This window comes from Streptomyces sp. NPDC107528 (genome assembly GCF_055639295.1).
In genome coordinates, this window is record NZ_JBVKAV010000013.1 from 336604 (window position 1) to 353468 (window position 16865).

Sequence of the window (16865 nt, forward strand, 5' to 3'; positions counted from 1 at the left end):
GTCACCGCACCACCAGAAGCCTAATCACTCGCATGGCGGGACGGAAAAGCCCCCATGGGCGCGGACGCTATAGCTCCGGGTGCGTGGGCGGAAGAGCCTCATGGGTGCGGACGGAAACCCCCCTGGGCATGGCCCTGTTGGGCCCCACCCAGGGGACGACGACCTGTCAGTCCATACGGCGGGCCACGCCGAGCAGGCCCGTCTCCGCGTCGGTGGGGTCGGTCATGACGAACTTCTGATGCTTACGAGTGCACCACAGAGCGACGCCGTCGTGCAGGGTCGGCAGGTGCTGGAGCTGGTCCTCCGGGATCCCCAGCGTGTCCCGCACGGCCTCGGTCTCGTACGGCGAAATGCGCTGGATTCCGACCAGATGGGCCTGGGACAGCCAGCGCGGCGCGTGCTCACTGACGAAGGGCAGCACCGTCACCACGGCCTGCCACGGCACGGACGTCACCCGACCGCGGGGCGGGCGGATACCGCAGTCCCGGAACAGCACGACCGGACTGGACACGGACGGACCCTGCGCGGGCACCCGGCCCACCGGGTACACCGTCACGCACTGCTGGCCGCCGCCCGCCGCCTGGGCCAACTGCTGCCACGCCTGCGGACGTCCGGTCTCCACGCCCACCCGCGCACCCGTCGCGGCGGCGCGCAGCGCCAGCACCTGGGCGAGCCACAAGCCACCCACGAGCACGACGTCGAAGGGGGTCGGACGGGACAGCCCGAGCACGGCCGGCTGCGACTCCGGGTCGGTGCCGATGATCACGCCGTCGTCACCGAGCGGCATGCTGATCGCCGCGAGTTCGTCGGCGCTGACGACATGGCGGTTGCGGCGCGGCCCGCGCAGCCCGAAGCCGGGGCTGCCGATGCGCCGCTGCTGCTGCTGTGTCTCCGGCTGCCGGATGATCGGGATCATGCCGGTGTCGGTGGGGGAGGCCACGTGGGCCGGAGTGCGTGCGGGGGCCCGGCCCTGCTGCCCCGGGGGCATGGTCGCGGGGTGGGACATCAGTACGTACCTCCGAGCGGCAGAGTGGCGAGGGCTCCGGGAACCTGCTCCCGGTCGAGGCGGACCAGACCGACCTTCGCGGTACTGGCGGCCCGCTCCAACTCGCGCCCCACCTGGCCGAGTTCACTGTCACCGCGGGCGGTGACACGGACGTGCCCGGTGAGGGAGACGCCCCGGTTGCCTGCCTTGCTGAGGGTCATGCTGAACGTCGTGGCGAGCAGGGGCAGCGAGGTGAGCCGCGTGACCAGCTCGGGCAGCGCCACACCGCCACTCCCCAACTGCGGCCAGCGGGACACCCAGTACGTGGTGTGCCACCGGTCGTCGACCCGCCAGGTACGGACCGCCTCGACCGTACGGCGCTGGGGGGCCCGCCCGTCCTGCCCGTGCTGCGCGTTGGCGCGCGGGTTCAGGCAACTGGACGTCGCGAGCGCCTGCACCAGCTCGGTCTCGTCCAGGATCGTCGCCTTGAAGCCGGCCCCGGCCAGCCGGCTCGCCAGCTGGTCAGCCACACGCAGCAGCGCGCGCTGGGCACCGGGAACGCCGTCGCCGCGGGCCTGAACGGCCTCTGGGCACAGCTCCGGGTCGAGCTTGAGGGCGACCCAGGTGAGCCGGAGCGCGGGGGAACCGGCCTGTGCCTGGAGGGGGCCGTAGGAGCGTGCGGCCAGCGACTGCTGCGGCAGGTGCGGCGCGGGCGCCGGCTGGGTGTGCTGCACGACCTGCACGGAGGCGAGCCGGATCCCGTCGACCTCCAGGGCGTCCTGGATCAGCCGCAGGGGCAGCTGCCGTCCGGCGGCTGCGGGGCGCAGCGGTTCGTCGGCGGGCTGCACGAAGAGGACGGCGGTGAGGAAGGTCCCGTCGCCGATCATGCCGATGGAACGGTCGTCACGGGACACGAACGAGTACGTCCGCAGGGCGGGGTCGCACTCCACGACCGGCGCCAGCATGGCGTCCGTCCCGGGCGGCACGGGCTGCTTGGCGTCGCGTCGACGCTGCCTGAGCGCGCGGGTCGTCTCGTACCACTCGGGCAGCGGACGGCGGCCCCTGCGCAGCACGGCCAGGAGCAGCAACAGCGCGGCCACGGCACCGGCCGGGGCCAGCAGCCAGGACGCGTCGGCGGCCCAGGCGGCCAGCATGACCGCCGCCGCGAGCTCCACCAGGATGAGCTGCTGCAGCCGTACCGGACCGAGGCCGCCGGGGCGGGGCAGCGTGCGCGGCGACGCGGCGGCGGGTGCGGCCGGAGCAGCGGACGTACGTCTGCCGCCCGGACCTCCCTGTTGCTGCGGTGCGCGGCGTCCGCGCCGAGTGCTCGTAGCGCTGGTCATCCCCCGGGACATCCCTTTCGCGAAGTAAGTGGCCGTTGGCCGGGCGGGATCCTCTGTTCCGTTGCATCCGAGAGGTCCGCGATCCCGGCGACGGGCCAGGGGCACCGATGGCCCACAACATCCATGCGGGTGGCTCACGGTACCCGCTGCACAACACCAGGCGACACAGGGGACACCCAAACCCCAGGTGGTCAGCCTGTCATGGACCGGCCCCGCATGGTGGAGCGCTGTGGTGAAGCTCTGTGAAGATGCGGGGGCGGCCGTACACCTGATGGATCAGGGCCGCGTGGCGCAAGGCATAGTAGGTGCCTGCGCGGGTGCCTGCGTGGCTGAACGGGCCGTATGAGGCGGCCGAATCGGCCTTGCAGGACAGCCGAACCGGCCTTGTGGGACCGGCCTTTCGAGCGCGATCGAGCATCACCAACGCGCTTGAGCACACAACCGCGATCGAGTCTCACATCACGATCGAGCATCACAAACGGGAGAAACGGGGACCATGGCAAAGCAGCGTCGGGATGAGCTCGCCGCCTACACGTTCGCTCGCAAGCGCACCGTCGCAGCGTTCCTGGCACCGTCGCCGGGCGGATCCGAAGAGGGCGCACCGCGTCCCGTTCGTACCGTGATGCCCTCTCTCGCGGTGGGCGTGGTGCTGGTGATCGGCTTCATCGCGTGGGGCGTGATCAAGCCCGCGGCACCCAAGGGCTGGGACACGCCGGGCGAGTACATCATCGTGGACAGCGACTCCACGACGCGCTACGTCGTCCTGAACGACGAGGCGTCGAACGGCGACAAGACAAAGACGCTGCACCCGGTCCTCAACTACGCCTCCGCCAAGCTCCTTCTCGACAAGGGCAAGGGCAGCGTCATCGAGGTCCCCGGCAAGGAGATCGACAAGAGCGGCATCCCGCACGGCGCGACCCTCGGCATCCCGTACGCCCCCGACCGGCTGCCCGCCAAGGACGACGCGGAGCAGGAGAAGACCTGGGCGGTGTGCGAGCGGCCGGCCCCCGGGTCGGCCGATGCCATCGACCGCGCGGTCTTCGTCCTCGACGCCGACGACGCCAAGTCGGTCAACGGCGCGGGGAAGGTCGGCACCGGCAAGGCCCTGTACGTCGTCGACTCCAAGACCGAGCAGGAGTACCTGATCGACGGCAAGGGGACCCGCTTCCTGCTGGGGCGCCCGGGCCTCGACCAACCCACCATGGAGAAGCTGCGCGCCGCGGTCATCGGTGGTGAGGCAGAGCCGCAGTCGGTGAGCCAGGAGTGGCTGAGCACCTTCAACGACGGCGGCGTCCTGACCTTCCCGACGGTCCTCGGCGCCGGGAACCCCACCTCGGTCGAAGGGCTCCCCGCGGAGGCGAGCAGGGTGGGCAGCGTGCTCAAGGCGAACGACGCGGGAGGCGAGCGGTACTACATCGTCCTCAAGGACGAGATCGCGGCCATCACGCCGCTCGTGGCCGACCTGCTCAAGCTGGCGACCGGGGCGGATGCCCGCGAGGACATCGTGGTCAGCACCTCGGACATCATCGATGCCAACGGCGGCCGGGCGGACACCTTCTACCAGGACAAGGGCTGGCCCCAGACCGTTCTGCGGCAGGCCAACGCCACCGACGCGGCGAGCGGCGAGGCCCGCACCACCTCGTGCAGCGTCTACAAGGGCGGCATCGGCGCGGACAAGAAGCCGGAACTCGCGGCCTGGGCCGGAACGGCGTACCCGAAGAAGGTCGTCGCCGACTCGCTGGGCGCCTACGTCTCGTCCGGCTCGGGCCTCCTCTTCCAGGAGGTCACCGGTACGGCCGACGGTGGCGGCAGGGTCTACCTGCTGACGGACACGGGCCTTCGGTACTCGCTGCCGTCGAACAACGACAGCGGTGCAAAGGAGAGCGGCAGCGGTTCCGCCGAGTCGGCCGCCAGCGGTGCGTCGCAGGGCGATGCGAGCGAGACGGACAAGGCGCGCACGCGGCTGGGCTACGAGGACGTGTCCAACGTGGCGATCGTGCCGCAGACGTGGGCGACGTTCATCCCGAAGGGGCCGATGCTGGACACGGGGAGTGCGGCGCAGCCGCAGAGTCAGTGACGGGGCCGTGGGGTCCCGATGCTTGAGGTCCCCGGTGCTCGGGCCTAGGGGCTTGAGATCCCGAGGGCTTGAATCCCGAGGCTTGGGTGGTGCCTGAGGTCCGTCTGCCGACGGCCCTCAGGCGGACGGTCGGCCAACGGGCAAGCGGGCAAACGCACTTGAGAGTAAGACGGTGTGACGGTCACGAGATGATCGCCCAAGTGTGTGAGCCGTGTAACTGATTGGTCTTGCCTGTGGTTGAGTGACAGGCTGACGATAGAGTGTTTGCAGCGCTCAAGCGTGCGAAGCTCCTCCGGGTACCCGTGCTGGTTTCCCGGATAAACGACGACATGGGGGAAGGTTCATCATGGCCGGCCAGTTCCGGGTAACAGAGGACGAACTCACCAAGCTCTCCGGCGACATCAGCACCGCGAACGGTCAGCTGCAGGGCGAGATCCGCCGCCTCAACGGAGTGATCGACCAGATCGCCGGCGGCTGGAAGGGCCAGGCGGCCCAGTCCTACCGCCAGCTGCAGGATCGTTGGAACGCGGACGCGAAGAGGATGAGCGACATCCTCAACGACATCAAGGAAGCCGTGGACTCCACGCGGAGCAACTACTCCGCTTCGGAAGAGCAGCAGAACGCTGAGATCAGCAAGATCATGTCCGACTTCGGCTGATAGAGCCGTTTCAGTCGGTACATCTCCGCTGTTCAAGATTCCACAGACTTCCTCCGATTCTTCCTGAAAGGGAATGACGATGTCGATCCTCGTCAATTACGCAACCATCACCAATGCGTCCACCGACGTGAAGTCCACCGCCGGTCGCATCAAGCAGCAGCTCGACGACCTCGAGGCCGCGGTCAAGCGTGTCGCCAGCACCTGGGAAGGTGAGGCGCAGGAGGGCTACCAGCGCAAGCAGCGCGAGTGGGACAAGACCGCCCAGGACCTGCACGCGACCCTGCTGAAGATCTCGACGGCCCTGCAGAGCGCCGCCGAGAGCTACCAGGCCACTGAGAAGAGCAACGCCAACACGTGGGGCTGAGCCCGGCGGCGGCCCAAGGGGCATGAGATGAAGAGAATCGGCCCAGCCGACGCCACGGCGTTCGCTGGGCCGACCTCTGCTTCGGGGTCGTACACAGCTTCTCCGGAACCGGAAGGGCCGGCTGCCGGAAAGCACACAGCAAATCCCGCGAACATTCACATTCACTGCAACACCCGTGACACACACATGACCCAGCTTCGAAGGAAGCAAGGAAGCCCTGGGGGCCTGAACATGAAGGGCCTGAACGTGGCGGGCCGTACAGCCCGCACGCGTAGCCGCACCAGTGGAACCCGCGCACTGCAGCGGGTTTTCGGCGTGCTCGCGGTGACGGGGGTGTGCGTGGCGTCGGCGCCGCCCGCGCTGTCGGCACCGACGGACACGACGACGCCGACGCGCCTCGCGGACTCGCGTGACTCCGCCTCGGGCGGCTCCGGCTCCTCCGACGCGCCCGAGTTCGGCCTGTCGGCCAGCACGGAGTGCGACTTCGGCGGCGACGTCATCAAGTCCACGCCCTGGTCACTCCAGCGGATCCTCCTGGACCAGCTGTGGGAACAGGCGACGGGCAAGGACGTCAAGGTCGCGGTGATCGACACGGGCGTCGACAGCTCGAACAAGCAGCTGAGCAGTGCCGTATCAGGCGGCAAGTCCTACGTCGGCGGTTCCGCCACCAAGGACATCGAGGGCCACGGCACCCGGGTCGCCGGCATCATCGGCGCCCGCCCGCTCAAGGGCACCGGCTTCGTGGGTATCGCGCCGGACGCCGAAATCCTCTCCTACCGCTACACGGGGGGAGAGGGGGAGAAGCAGGGCAACTCGGGGACGATGTCCCAGGCGATCGCCGCCGCGGTGGCCGCGGGCGCGAAGATCATCAACATCTCGTCGGACACCGCGAACAAGGAAGACAACGAGGGTCTGCGGCGAGCCGTGGCAAACGCGGTGAAGGCCGGAGCCCTGATCGTGGCGGCCGCCGGCAACGACGGAGCGGACGGCAAGCCGGCGAACACGTACCCCGCCGCGTACCCGGGCGTCCTGGCGGTGGCCGCCTCCGACCGCAACGACGAACGCGCCTTCTTCTCGCAGGCGGGCGACATGGTTGACGTCGCGGCACCTGGCGTCGGCATGGTCTCCACGGTCCCGCTGGGCGGCCAGTGCACCGCCGACGGCACGAGCTTCGCGGCCCCGTATGTCGCGGGTGTCGCAGCCCTCCTGAAGCAGAAGAACCCGGGCTGGAACGCGGCCCAGATCGCTACCCGGATTGAGGAAACGGCCCAGCGTCCGGGACGTGGTCCCAACCAGTACATCGGCTGGGGCGTGGTCGACCCGGTAGCCGCGTTGTCGGACGCTTCGACACCAGGCACGTCTCCGACGCCGGATCCGCCGGTGACGGCCGGGTCGGGCGGCGTCATCCCGATGGCAGTGACCATGGGGGAGAGCGAGGCGGAGCGGGAACGCCGGGTGGCCATCTATGTGTTGGGCACAGGGCTGGCTCTTGCGCTTGTGGTTGCGGGGAGCGGGGTTGCTGTGCGGGACTGGCGTAGTCGGAGGGTCGGGCGGGCCGGTGCGTCGGCGGGCCGACTTGGCCGACTTGGGCGATGACTGGGCACCGAGTGGGTGCTGACAACTTGAGGAACAGGGGAGAGGACAACGGGGTATGAGTAACGGGATGCGGGTTGACCTGAGCGCGATGGATGAGGTCATCCGGAAGCTCTGGACGTTGCTGGACGATATGGATAAGGCCGGGCAGACGTCTCGGTATAACACGGAGATCCCGATGGATGCTTTCGGGAACACGTGCCTGTTCCAGGAGGCCGGTGATCTGCAAGCGGCCCACAAGAACATGAAGACCGACCTTGAAACTGCGATTAAGAGCCTGCACGGGCTGATCGACAAGTTCGGCACGAGCACCTCAAAGGTCAAGGACAAGTACACCGAGCAGGAGTACGCGAACAAGCAGCAAATGGGTGGGGGCTCCGATGCCCCGAAGGGCAAGTGGGACTAGCAGTTCCGGATCGAGTAGCACCTGATAGGGGAGGAGTTCCAAATGGCTGGTGACAAGGACCTGCCCAAGCCCGAGATCGTCAATGACACCTGCGTCGCGGACCCTGGGCGGCCTCAGACAAAGACTCAGTTCATCGAGTTTTCGCTGAAAGAACTCAAGCAGATGCTTGACGGCACAAATCCTGGCGCGATCGAGGAGGTTGGCCGTCACTGGGGCAAGGTAGACGAGATCCTTTCCGGTGGCGAGGGAGGGGGCATCGCCGGCCTGCTTGACAAGGCGGTCGACAATGTCCTGGAGCACTGGGAGGGGGAAGCAGCCCAGAGCTTTGCGAAGAAGGCTCGAGAAATTTCTCAGAGCATCAGGAATGCCGCGTGGCATGCCGATCTCAACAGCTCTCAGATGGCTGACGCCGGTTCACAGCTGCGTAGGTTCAAGTCGCAGCTGGACCAGATTGAAGAACCCAGTGGTTGGGCCAAGGTCGGCGACGCCCTCAGTGACTGGCAATGGGACAACGGCGAGGCAGTAGCCGGCGATCTCCAGGACCGCAAGCTGACCGCTAAGGAAGTAGCGGAAATCAATGAGGGCAAGATCGGGGCGAGCCGGGAGGCGCAGCTCAACGGTGTTGCTGTCATGGAGAACCTTGCGGCTCAGTACATCCGGGTTAAGGGAAACCTGGATAGAAATCGAGTCCTTATCGATGACAAGGGCAACATCAAGGAACCCAACCGTGACGTGGAGTACCCGCCACCCGTCACGCCCCCTACGGGAGGGGCATCGCGGCCAGGAGCGTCCGGCTCGGCTCCTAAGCCATGGAGCGCAGGGCAGACCACTAATGTGAAGCCTGCTCCCGCGGTACCCCGCGACCAGGGCATCACGGGCGGTGCGCAGCTCCCCACGGCTAAGACCAAGGTGGACAGCATCACTCCCGGCCTGACAGGACCTGGTCCTTCCACGAGCACTGGCGTAGGCGGTGGCGGTGGCGGTCTTGGCACCGGCGGCGCACAGGGCCCGGGCATCATGGCACCTGGCGGAGGCGCTGGCTTCGGCCGTGGAGCCGCGGCCGGGCGTGGGGGCATCGGAGCCATGGGCGGTCGCGGTGGTATGACTGGAGGCGGCGCGGCAGCAGGTCGTGGCGCCGGTGGTCGAGCAGGTATGGGCGGTATGGGTGGCGGTGGAGCCGGTGCGGCGGGCCGGGGCGGCGCTGGCGCCGGCGGTCGTGGTGCCCTGGCGAAGGCCCGTGGCGGCGTTGTCGGCGCGGCCAAGGGAATTGCCGGCAAGGGTGCTGGCGGCGGCGCGGGCCTGCACGGCAGCCGTGGTGGAACCCAGCGTGGCGGCATGGCCGGCGGTATGGGTGGCATGGGCGGTCGCAACGGACGTCGGCCCGAGGACGAGAACAGCAGGGGTGACCGTCCCGACTACCTGGTCGAGGACGAGGAAACCTGGATCTCGGAAGAAGATCGAAACCGCAACGTACCGCGGACCATCGAGTAAGTAGCGGGGCGGACGACGACATGTCGTCGTCCGCCCACCTATGCGGGCTGGCGCATCCAGCCAAAGCTGAGTGAGGAGCAGGGAGTTGGATTTCAAGCGAGTCTGGTCCACGACAGGCGTCGTGGCGTTGACGGGAGCCTTGCTCCTCACTTCGGCCTCAACTGCCTCCGCAGACTATGTCAGGGACCAACAGTGGGTCTTGGACGTGTTTGCGATGCAGGACACCTGGGCCGAGACTCAAGGCGAAGGGGTGACTGTCGCCGTAGTCGATTCCGGCGTGGACGGCAGCCACGCGGATCTAGCTGGGCAGGTCCTCGAAGGTAAAGACTTTACCGGCGGTGGCAACGCGCGCGAGGACTTGGACGGTCACGGAACGAGCATGGCGAGCCTCATCGCTGCGCGTGGCCATGGCGCAGGGAATGCGTCAGGCATGGTGGGGCTCGCGCCAAAGGCGAAGATCATGCCCCTTCGTGTTATCCAGACACAGAAGGACCCTAATCACGATGAGACCTGGGCCGCAGCGGTCCGATACGCGGTGGACCATGGCGCGAAGGTCATCAATCTCTCCTTCGGCAATGATGGCGGCAAGACTCTAAGTGACGGTCGCGAAGCCATCTCGTATGCGCAAGCTCACGATGTGGTAGTGGTTGCATCGGCAGGCAACGAAGGGTCTGTCGCTGTCGAAGAGCCAGCGGCACTGCCTGGCGTTGTGTCTGTCGGCGCCGTAGACAAAGAAGGAAATCGTTGGGAGAACTCCAACACTGGCAAGGGGCTAACCCTCATGGCTCCCGGCGTTGAGGTCCTCGCGGCAGACAAGACGCGGTCTCAGCAATACAGCCTGTCAAACGGCACATCGGATGCCACGGCCTATGTATCCGCCACCGCCGCCTTGGTCCGCGCAAAGTACCCTGACCTGACCGCGGGCCAAGTTATCAACCGCCTCATCAAGTCGGCCTCCTTCCTCGGCCACAAAGACCTGACGGCCCCCGACGAGGAATACGGCTACGGGATTATCCGCCCCCGCCAGGCGGTAACGATGGACATCCCCGCCGGCCCCAAGAAGAACCCTCTCGGCCAACTCACGTCCTCCACCTCGACCTCCAGCGAGGCGGCCAACGGGACCGACAAGTCGACGCAGGCCAAAAAGAAGAAGAAGTCCTCCTCCAGCAGCCTCCTCCTTGTCGCCGGCGGCGTCGCAGTCGTCGTGGTCATCGGCGCCATCGCCTTCGTGGTACTCCGCAACCGTCGCAACGGAGGCAACGGAGGCCCCGGTTCCGGCGGCGGAGGGTCGCAGTACCCCGGTTACCCGTCAGCCCAGCAGCCGTACCCGGGTCCCGCTTCGAACCAGGGATACCCCGCCTCGCCGGGACAGGCCCCGCAGCAACCCGGCCCCTACACTCAGCAGCCCCCGCAGCAGGGGCATTAAGCAGGGGCATTAAGAGGCAAACCTTCCTCGTCTGTGGCAGTCAGAGGCGCATCCGGTTCTCCCAAGAGGGTGCGCCTACCACAGGGGTGGAACCTCGGCACTCACGTGGGAATTCTGTTCAACCTGCTGGGATACCGTGACGACGGCCGTGCAATTGACATGGTTGGGGCGCGGTGACGTATGCCCGGACTCTGCTGCTGTATGTCGCGTCGGCATGTCGATTCCGCAGTGACCTGGAAGTCAAGAAGGAGAAGGGGTTCCCATCGATGGGTGCCATCGTCGTCGTAGTTGGCGTTCTCGGCCTTGGAGCCGTAGTCGGCGCCGTAGTCGTCTTCGTAGTGCTACGAAGTCGCCGCAACTCGGCTCCAGGCCAGATGAATTACGGCGCCGGAGCTCCACCTCAGCACATGGGATACCCGCCCCAGCAGCCGGCCTACCCGCCTGCTCAGCCGCCTTACCCCTCGGCTCCCCAGCAGGGGCAGCCGACTCCTCCTGGGCAGGCGCCTCAATACCCCAACCCCTACACGCAACAGCCCCCGCATCACGGGCAGTAGACAGCGGAGTCCGGCCTCATTCGAGTAGGGCTGCGGCCGAGCTGACGCAGCAGTAGGCCGTGGCCCTGACGCGAGGACGCCGCGACACTCGGCCCAGTAGCTTTTTACCGCGAGCAACCGTGAGGTTCGGGTCGTTCTCCAAGAGCCCAACAATCCCCGCCTGTTCGGCAGCACCCGGGCGCTGGGTGCAGGCCTGGGCTCGTATCCGGTGCTCTCTCTGACTGCGCAGGGTGCACGACGAGGTCGTCGTTCTCCCCGCCGTGAGCATGACGCCGACGAACGCGGGGGCGCTGCTGAACCACGCCTGCCGCGGCGCCGGAATTCGCCCGAGTTGCACCAGCGTCGGCGGCGGTCGAGGTATGGGGCATTCGGCCGTCAAGGCCGCCACCTCCCTCCCGAGCGTTCTGCTCCCAGTTGCTTTTGCCGCCAGCGGGGCTTCTAGCCGGTGTTCCTCCCGTTGGAGCAAGTGCGGCAATGGGCTCAGTGTGTGTTGGGGGGGGGTGGGTTAGGTTCGGATTTCGTACGGCAGTAAGTCAGCCTGCGGCATCCGAGTTCGAGTGGCCGGAGCGACGGCCCAGTGTCGTGATCAAATAAAGCCAATCGTGGTCGGCAATCGCCACCACCATCCAAGTACGGGACGAACGAGGGGACTTATGAGCGGGGGATTCGATGTCGAGGGCGACGCCTTGCGTAAGTACGCGAAGGCTGTCGAGGCGGCAGCAGGTCGGGTCGACAGCATTCGGAGCCGTACACAGCAACTGGAGCTCACCCAGGAGACCTTCGGGAAGCTGCCCCAGTCGGACGAGTTGAAGGCCGACTACGACACGCAGCGCAAGGAGTCCGGCAACGATCTCACTGACGCGGTCGACTCGCTGTACGCGATAGCCGACGCGCTCAAAGACTCCGCAGCGGCCTACGACGGAACGGAGATGCATAACCGGGGCATGATGGGCGGGGGCAACTGATGGGCGCCGGACAGGTCGCCGGTGATGCCCTGAGCCGGATCAACTTCGTCCTGGACTGGAGCAACCCGCTCGCCGGTGTCCTCGACGAGATCATCCGGGGCATCCTCGAACAGTTCAACCTGGACGAACTCCTCGAGCAGGTCAGCGGAGACAACGAGCTGCTCGCCGAGACCGCGATCCAGTGGCGCAAGTCCGCCAATGACCTGCGAGGTGTGGTCGAGGACCTGGTCGCCGACCGCCGGACGCTGGCCACCCAGTGGCAGGGCGAGGCGTTCGGGAAGTTCGACGGCATGATGACCGAGTTCGAGGAAGCCCTCATGGGCGAGGCCTCGGACATGGACACCATGGCCGAACTCCTCGAGATGGCGGCTCAGGAGTGTGCGGCTGCCGAACAGCTGATGCTCGACCTCATCGTGGAAATCGTGGAGGTCGCGCTCGCGGCCGCTGCGACCACGGCCATCCTCTCGCTCCTGACGGCAGGCGCCGCGGCCGCCATCGGTCCGCTCATCGCGGCTGCGGGCATCGCCCACAGGGCCGCGAAGGCCGTGAGGATCACCGCCAAACTGGCGGACGCCTTGGCCGACATCGCCAAGCGCATGCAACTGCTGCGTAAGATGATGAAGCTCCGGAATGCGCTGCGTAAGGGCCCCAAGCACTTCAAGGGCGGCCTCGGACGTTTCGTTCGCGGTACGAAGAAGCGTGACGAGTTGGGCAACGAAGTCACCGTGCGCAACCCCAACGACCTTGCCATGTATGTGGGCTACAAGGTCGTCAAGAAGGGTGTGAAGGGCGTCGTCAAGGACGTCATCGGCGCGGACCCGGCCGGAGCGGTCCAGGAGAGCCTTCTGGAGGACGGGCCGGGGGTGGCGGAGGAGCGCTACGAGTACCATCAGCGCCCCGATCCGCAGAGTCTCCGTGAGCGTACGGACGTGACTCCTTCGAGTGCGACAAGGACAGTGAGGGACGATTTCGGGTGAGCAGGACCGAGCGCGGCCGGGAGACGGTTGAGCGGGCAAGAGCGCTGGTGCCGGCGGGTGAGGTACTACGCGCCGATCACGGGGTCTCATTGGCCGAGAGGGCACCGATGCCCGGCTACTTCCGCCGCCCGCGCGCTCTGCGATCCGAGCGCCGCACGCTCGGGAGCTGGGCCATGCTCCCCGTGTTCTGGTTCGCACGACTCTACGAGATCACCTGGAACCCGATCGAAGCGGTCGTCGAGGCGTTCACGGAGCGTGAGCCGAAGAAGCCGGGTAAACCGTTTCACGGCGGCTGGAACAGCATGGCCGGTCATCTGGCCCGCGCCGTGCTGCCTCGGACCAAGAACAACAGGGCTGTGATGCTGCAGGTCACCGACCGCCGACTGCAGATTGTCTACGTGTCACAGGCCCGTTCCATCACTGGCAATCTCGGTCCGGCCGAGGTGGGATGGGCCACGGATCTTCACAACGTGACCTGCATCCGTGACCGCAGCGATGTGGTGGGCGGCGACCACGAGATCGGTTTTGTCGACGGTTCGTGGTGCTCCATCCACTTCGGCGGCAAGGGCTGGAGCGGGATGTCGGACGCGTTCCCGCTCCGGTTGAGTCACCTCGACCCGCTTCCGTATCAGAGATGAGCGGACCGTCGTGAGCTGCGACGTGAAGTGAACCCGCCCGGGACCGGCTCGATCGGTCCCGGGCGTGCTGTCCTTCGATGGGTGGGGGCGCGTCAGGAAAGCCGCCCCGCGATCCGGACCGCTATCCGAAGTCCGCCCTCACGTGATCGGCAGCGCTACGTCCCCGCTCGTCTCCGTCGCCCGGGGACGGGGCGTCCCCGGCCCCGCTGGACACCGTCAGATCATGTGCGGTCTTCGACAACAACGAGACGTAGAAGGGGAGATCGGGCAGAGAGGGTGTGGTGAGGCTCAGGACGAGGAGTCGTTGCATCCGGGGCAGCGGGAGGTACACGTCCACCCTGGCCAGCGGCAGGGACGGAGCCGTTGCGTCGGAGGGGTCAGACTGCCACTCGATGCCGCACAGGACGAGAACACCTGGCCCGGCCGGGACCCGGAACTCCTCGACCGTGTTGTTGTCGTTCGCGGAGAGCGCCTCGAAGAGGCCGCGCACCGACATTTCCGCGTCAGGTTCGTCCAGCGGGTCGAGGCGGGCCAGCAGCGACGCGGTGGTGAGGCGGCCGTCCGGGGCTTCGTCCAGGCAGAAGCCGGCGTAGAAGGAGTTCTCGGCGAGCGCGTGGTCGGCCATCTCGCGGTAGGAGTGGAAGGTGACCTCGCGCTGAAAGTCGGTGCCGTGCGGCCAGACCTCCTCGGCGATGGACCAGAGCTGCTCCTGGCGCTCCTCGTCGTCCAGGTCGAGTCCCAGTGAGTGAAACCCACCGGGAACGTCCAAGTGCAGCTCGGTAGTCGGGGCGGACATCAAAGCGTCTTCCTGTGGGTTGGCCGCAGACTCACACCGCGACGTAGATCTGCAGGCACGTCCAGGGCGAGGTGGTGCCGGTGTGCCAGGCGGGTCAGCACGCTGACCGGGGTCCCGCGGAACTCACGGGGATGCAGCGCGACGCCCTTCAGGCGTGCGCCGTCAGGCATTGGCGTCAGTGTGACGAAGTGGTAGATCGTCGTGCGCCAGCCGAATTGCTGTCGTTCGATCTCCCCGGCGAGCCGGGCGAACTCCCGGTCCAGGTGTGCCTCGTGCTTGGCCGGGTTGCGAGAGAGGCGGAGTGCCAGCCTGCCGGGCGAGAGGAACCGGGCGGGAGCGTTGAGGAGCCGCATCAGATCGTCCTCATGGCCATCTCCGAAGATGACCATGAGCAGCCAGACGAGTTTGGCAACGAACTCCACCGGGATGAGCACCCACTGCAGCACGAACCACAGCAGAAGTCCCAGTCTCGAAGGGAACGGAAGGGCAGGGTCCGCGACCGACTCGGAGTGCGGCGTGGCTGCCATGGCTATTCTCCCGTCACGCTGTCGTAAATGCCGCTGGCAGTGCCCGGCACCTGCATCGCAAGCTGGGGGCCCTTCGACCACCACGACGTCGGGTCCACGGTTCCGTCGGCGCGAATCGCCGCTTGCAGGGAATCAAGGTTCCTGAGCCCTGGAGTGTTGGCGACAATGGTGTTCAGCCCGGTCTCGCCCATCGAGGCACCCATGTTCTTGGCCACCGAGTTCTCCCAGGCCAGCTTCACCTTGTTCGCGGCGCCTTGTGCCTCGAAGATCTGGCCATCGGCGCCGCGGAGGACGCGGTTCCCCGCCCGGCCGAAGTCTTCCGCTGTGGCGACTCCGTCATCCACGAGCTTTCCCAGCCGAGCGGCCCTTGCCGCGCCGTCGACGGAGGTCACCAGCTCTCCCGCCTTCTCCGCGCGCACCACGACCTTCGCCGTGCCGGTGATGGCTGTCTTGGCGAAACCCGCGCCCGGAACGATGCCGAGGGCGTCGCCCGCCAGGTCCATCAGCCCGATATCCGCACCACCGATCTTGGCCGCACCGTGAGCCAGGAGCGCACCCGCCGAAAAGCCCGCACTCGCCAGCGCGAGAGCCCCGGACAGCGGCGGACACCACAGGGTCAGCAGTGCCAGGACACCGAGGACGGCGGAGATGTTGCTCAGCCAGTCACCGATGCTCTTCAGCAGGTCCTTGTGCCGGGCACACCACTCCTGGATGGCGTGCCCGAGCTTCTGGAACTGGTCGCCAAGTCGCTCCCAGAACCCCGGATCGGGGGCGTTCTCGGTCGCCTTGCGTAGCTGACCCGCGACGCCCCGGGCCTGAGACTGGTGCTCCTCGAGCAGCCGCTCAGCCTTCTTGACGATCTCCTCGAGCTCGCGCTCGGCCTGGTCAAGTCGTACGGAGGCTGTCGACAGGTCGCCGTCGGCCTGCTGCAGCCGGGCGCTCGCCGCGTCGATCCTTGCTTGGGCGTCCTGCAGAGCGGGGCCGGTGAAGTACTGGCCACTGAGGCGGAACGCGGGGTCGGAGGCTGCCTGGTTGTAGCGGCTCGTCGCCGTGTCCTTGGCCTTTTCCGCGGAGCCGACCTGCCCCTTGGCCTCCTTGGCCTGCGACTCGTATGTCCGGGCTGTGTTCTGGTAGTCGGCCAGCGCCGCACGCCACTTCGTCAGCTCCGACGACGCCGTACTCATCGCCTCTTGGCTGTCCTTCAGATAGCGGGGGAGCTCCCCGACCTTCGTCGAGAACGCGGAGGCGGCGTCTCCCGCCCAAGTGACGTTCCCCGTCAGGCGCTTGATGCTGTTCTGCGCGTTGTCGAGTGCGGCTGCCGCCTTCTTGGTGCGGGCGGCCAGCGAATCCACGTTGCCGGGGTTGCCCGGTGCCGGATCGAAGCCGAGGGCGGGGTACGAGTCACTGCTCACTGCGTGCCACCCTTCCCGGCGAAGCCGTCACGCAGGGCCGTCTCGACGTCCCGGTAGGTGTCGCGGGTCTTCCTCAGCCCATCCTCGATGGCCTGCGTACCCTCGGCGATCTTCGTGATCGCGTCGTCCCAGCTGTCGTGGAACTCGTCGCAGGCGTTGTCGAGTTCCTTGCTCCCCGTGGTCTTCGGACCGGTGTCACGCAGAGCGTTGAGCGCGGAACGCATCTCGTCCTGACTCCGGTGGAGTTCCCTGACCAACGTGTCCAGCTCTGATATGTCTACTTTGAAGCCCGCTCCCATGGCGCCGGCATCCCCCTGTCTTGCAAAGGCGCAGGTCAACTTGCTGTCGCCACACGCTACCCAATGGGTCTGTGAGACCCGGTCGAGGGTTTGCTCGTTCGCAGAACCTTCACGACCTCATGAGAACGGGTACGGGAGTCGCGGCCGAAGCGGACAACCACCCTTGCAGCACTGCAATGTGGTACCACGTCGCCGCAGGACCCGCAGGGCGGTGCGCCTCTGCGTTAGCGAACGCCATAGGGTGTCTCGTGATTGAACGGGGAAGGTGCGCTTGAGGGGCGGGAGTTGCTCCTGTGCTGAGCTCAGAGGCGTAACCCGGTTGCAGGGCAGCCGAGGGAGCGGACCTCTGTCGCA

At 67.0% G+C, this 16865-nt stretch carries 16 protein-coding genes; 10 read left to right on the forward strand and 6 right to left on the reverse strand.

Features of this window, described 5'->3' with window-relative positions; translation table 11 throughout:
* Window positions 1-166: 166 nt before the first annotated feature.
* Window positions 167-1006 (reverse strand): hypothetical protein, encoded by an 840-nt coding sequence (locus tag ACZ7L5_RS36705; RefSeq protein ID WP_363032316.1) that lies wholly within the window; start codon window positions 1004-1006, stop codon window positions 167-169.
* Entirely contained in the window at window positions 1006-2328 is a 1323-nt protein-coding gene (eccE, locus tag ACZ7L5_RS36710) for a type VII secretion protein EccE (protein ID WP_471522491.1), read from the reverse strand. Before eccE ends, ACZ7L5_RS36705 begins: the two co-directional genes overlap by 1 nt.
* A gap of 496 nt (window positions 2329-2824) precedes the next feature.
* On the opposite strand from eccE, the gene eccB reads away from it, so the two are divergent.
* The 10 genes from eccB (at window position 2825) to ACZ7L5_RS36760 (ending at window position 13477) form a co-directional block, all read left to right on the forward strand.
* On the forward strand, window positions 2825-4405 hold the full coding sequence (eccB, locus tag ACZ7L5_RS36715) for a type VII secretion protein EccB (protein ID WP_471522493.1): 1581 nt from the start codon (window positions 2825-2827) through the stop codon (window positions 4403-4405).
* A 346-nt stretch (window positions 4406-4751) separates the two neighbouring features.
* The gene (locus ACZ7L5_RS36720; RefSeq protein WP_328422753.1) at window positions 4752-5063 is read left to right on the forward strand and encodes a WXG100 family type VII secretion target; all 312 of its coding nucleotides are present in this window, start codon (window positions 4752-4754) and stop codon (window positions 5061-5063) included.
* A 73-nt stretch (window positions 5064-5136) separates the two neighbouring features.
* Window positions 5137-5427 carry a WXG100 family type VII secretion target gene (locus ACZ7L5_RS36725; protein ID WP_328422751.1) on the forward strand — a complete coding sequence of 97 codons (291 nt, stop codon included), beginning with the start codon at window positions 5137-5139 and terminating at the stop codon, window positions 5425-5427.
* Between the two features lie 231 nt (window positions 5428-5658).
* Window positions 5659-7023 carry a type VII secretion-associated serine protease mycosin gene (mycP, locus tag ACZ7L5_RS36730; protein WP_471522496.1) on the forward strand — a complete coding sequence of 455 codons (1365 nt, stop codon included), beginning with the start codon at window positions 5659-5661 and terminating at the stop codon, window positions 7021-7023.
* A gap of 55 nt (window positions 7024-7078) precedes the next feature.
* The gene (locus ACZ7L5_RS36735; RefSeq protein ID WP_365064219.1) at window positions 7079-7426 is read left to right on the forward strand and encodes a hypothetical protein; all 348 of its coding nucleotides are present in this window, start codon (window positions 7079-7081) and stop codon (window positions 7424-7426) included.
* Between the two features lie 42 nt (window positions 7427-7468).
* The gene (locus ACZ7L5_RS36740; RefSeq protein WP_471522499.1) at window positions 7469-8917 is read left to right on the forward strand and encodes a hypothetical protein; all 1449 of its coding nucleotides are present in this window, start codon (window positions 7469-7471) and stop codon (window positions 8915-8917) included.
* Window positions 8918-9002: 85 nt separating this feature from the next.
* Window positions 9003-10343 (forward strand): type VII secretion-associated serine protease mycosin, encoded by a 1341-nt coding sequence (gene mycP, locus ACZ7L5_RS36745; protein ID WP_471522501.1) that lies wholly within the window; start codon window positions 9003-9005, stop codon window positions 10341-10343.
* A 1207-nt stretch (window positions 10344-11550) separates the two neighbouring features.
* The gene (locus tag ACZ7L5_RS36750) at window positions 11551-11862 is read left to right on the forward strand and encodes a type VII secretion target (protein WP_471522503.1); all 312 of its coding nucleotides are present in this window, start codon (window positions 11551-11553) and stop codon (window positions 11860-11862) included.
* Window positions 11862-12839, forward strand: a complete 978-nt coding sequence (locus ACZ7L5_RS36755; protein WP_383607316.1) for a WXG100 family type VII secretion target — start codon at window positions 11862-11864, stop codon at window positions 12837-12839. Before ACZ7L5_RS36750 ends, ACZ7L5_RS36755 begins: the two co-directional genes overlap by 1 nt.
* Entirely contained in the window at window positions 12836-13477 is a 642-nt protein-coding gene (locus tag ACZ7L5_RS36760; protein ID WP_471522506.1) for a hypothetical protein, read from the forward strand. Before ACZ7L5_RS36755 ends, ACZ7L5_RS36760 begins: the two co-directional genes overlap by 4 nt.
* A gap of 121 nt (window positions 13478-13598) precedes the next feature.
* On the opposite strand, the gene ACZ7L5_RS36765 is transcribed toward ACZ7L5_RS36760, so the two are convergent.
* The 4 genes from ACZ7L5_RS36765 to ACZ7L5_RS36780 form a co-directional block, all read right to left on the reverse strand.
* The gene (locus ACZ7L5_RS36765; RefSeq protein WP_471522508.1) at window positions 13599-14273 is read right to left on the reverse strand and encodes a hypothetical protein; all 675 of its coding nucleotides are present in this window, start codon (window positions 14271-14273) and stop codon (window positions 13599-13601) included.
* Window positions 14273-14719 (reverse strand): hypothetical protein, encoded by a 447-nt coding sequence (locus tag ACZ7L5_RS36770; protein WP_471522510.1) that lies wholly within the window; start codon window positions 14717-14719, stop codon window positions 14273-14275. Before ACZ7L5_RS36770 ends, ACZ7L5_RS36765 begins: the two co-directional genes overlap by 1 nt.
* Window positions 14720-14802: 83 nt before the next feature.
* Window positions 14803-16212, reverse strand: coding sequence for a putative T7SS-secreted protein (locus ACZ7L5_RS36775; protein WP_471522512.1), 1410 nt, complete (start codon window positions 16210-16212; stop codon window positions 14803-14805).
* The gene (locus ACZ7L5_RS36780; protein WP_471522514.1) at window positions 16209-16436 is read right to left on the reverse strand and encodes a hypothetical protein; all 228 of its coding nucleotides are present in this window, start codon (window positions 16434-16436) and stop codon (window positions 16209-16211) included. Before ACZ7L5_RS36780 ends, ACZ7L5_RS36775 begins: the two co-directional genes overlap by 4 nt.
* Between the last annotated feature and the right edge of the window lie 429 nt (window positions 16437-16865).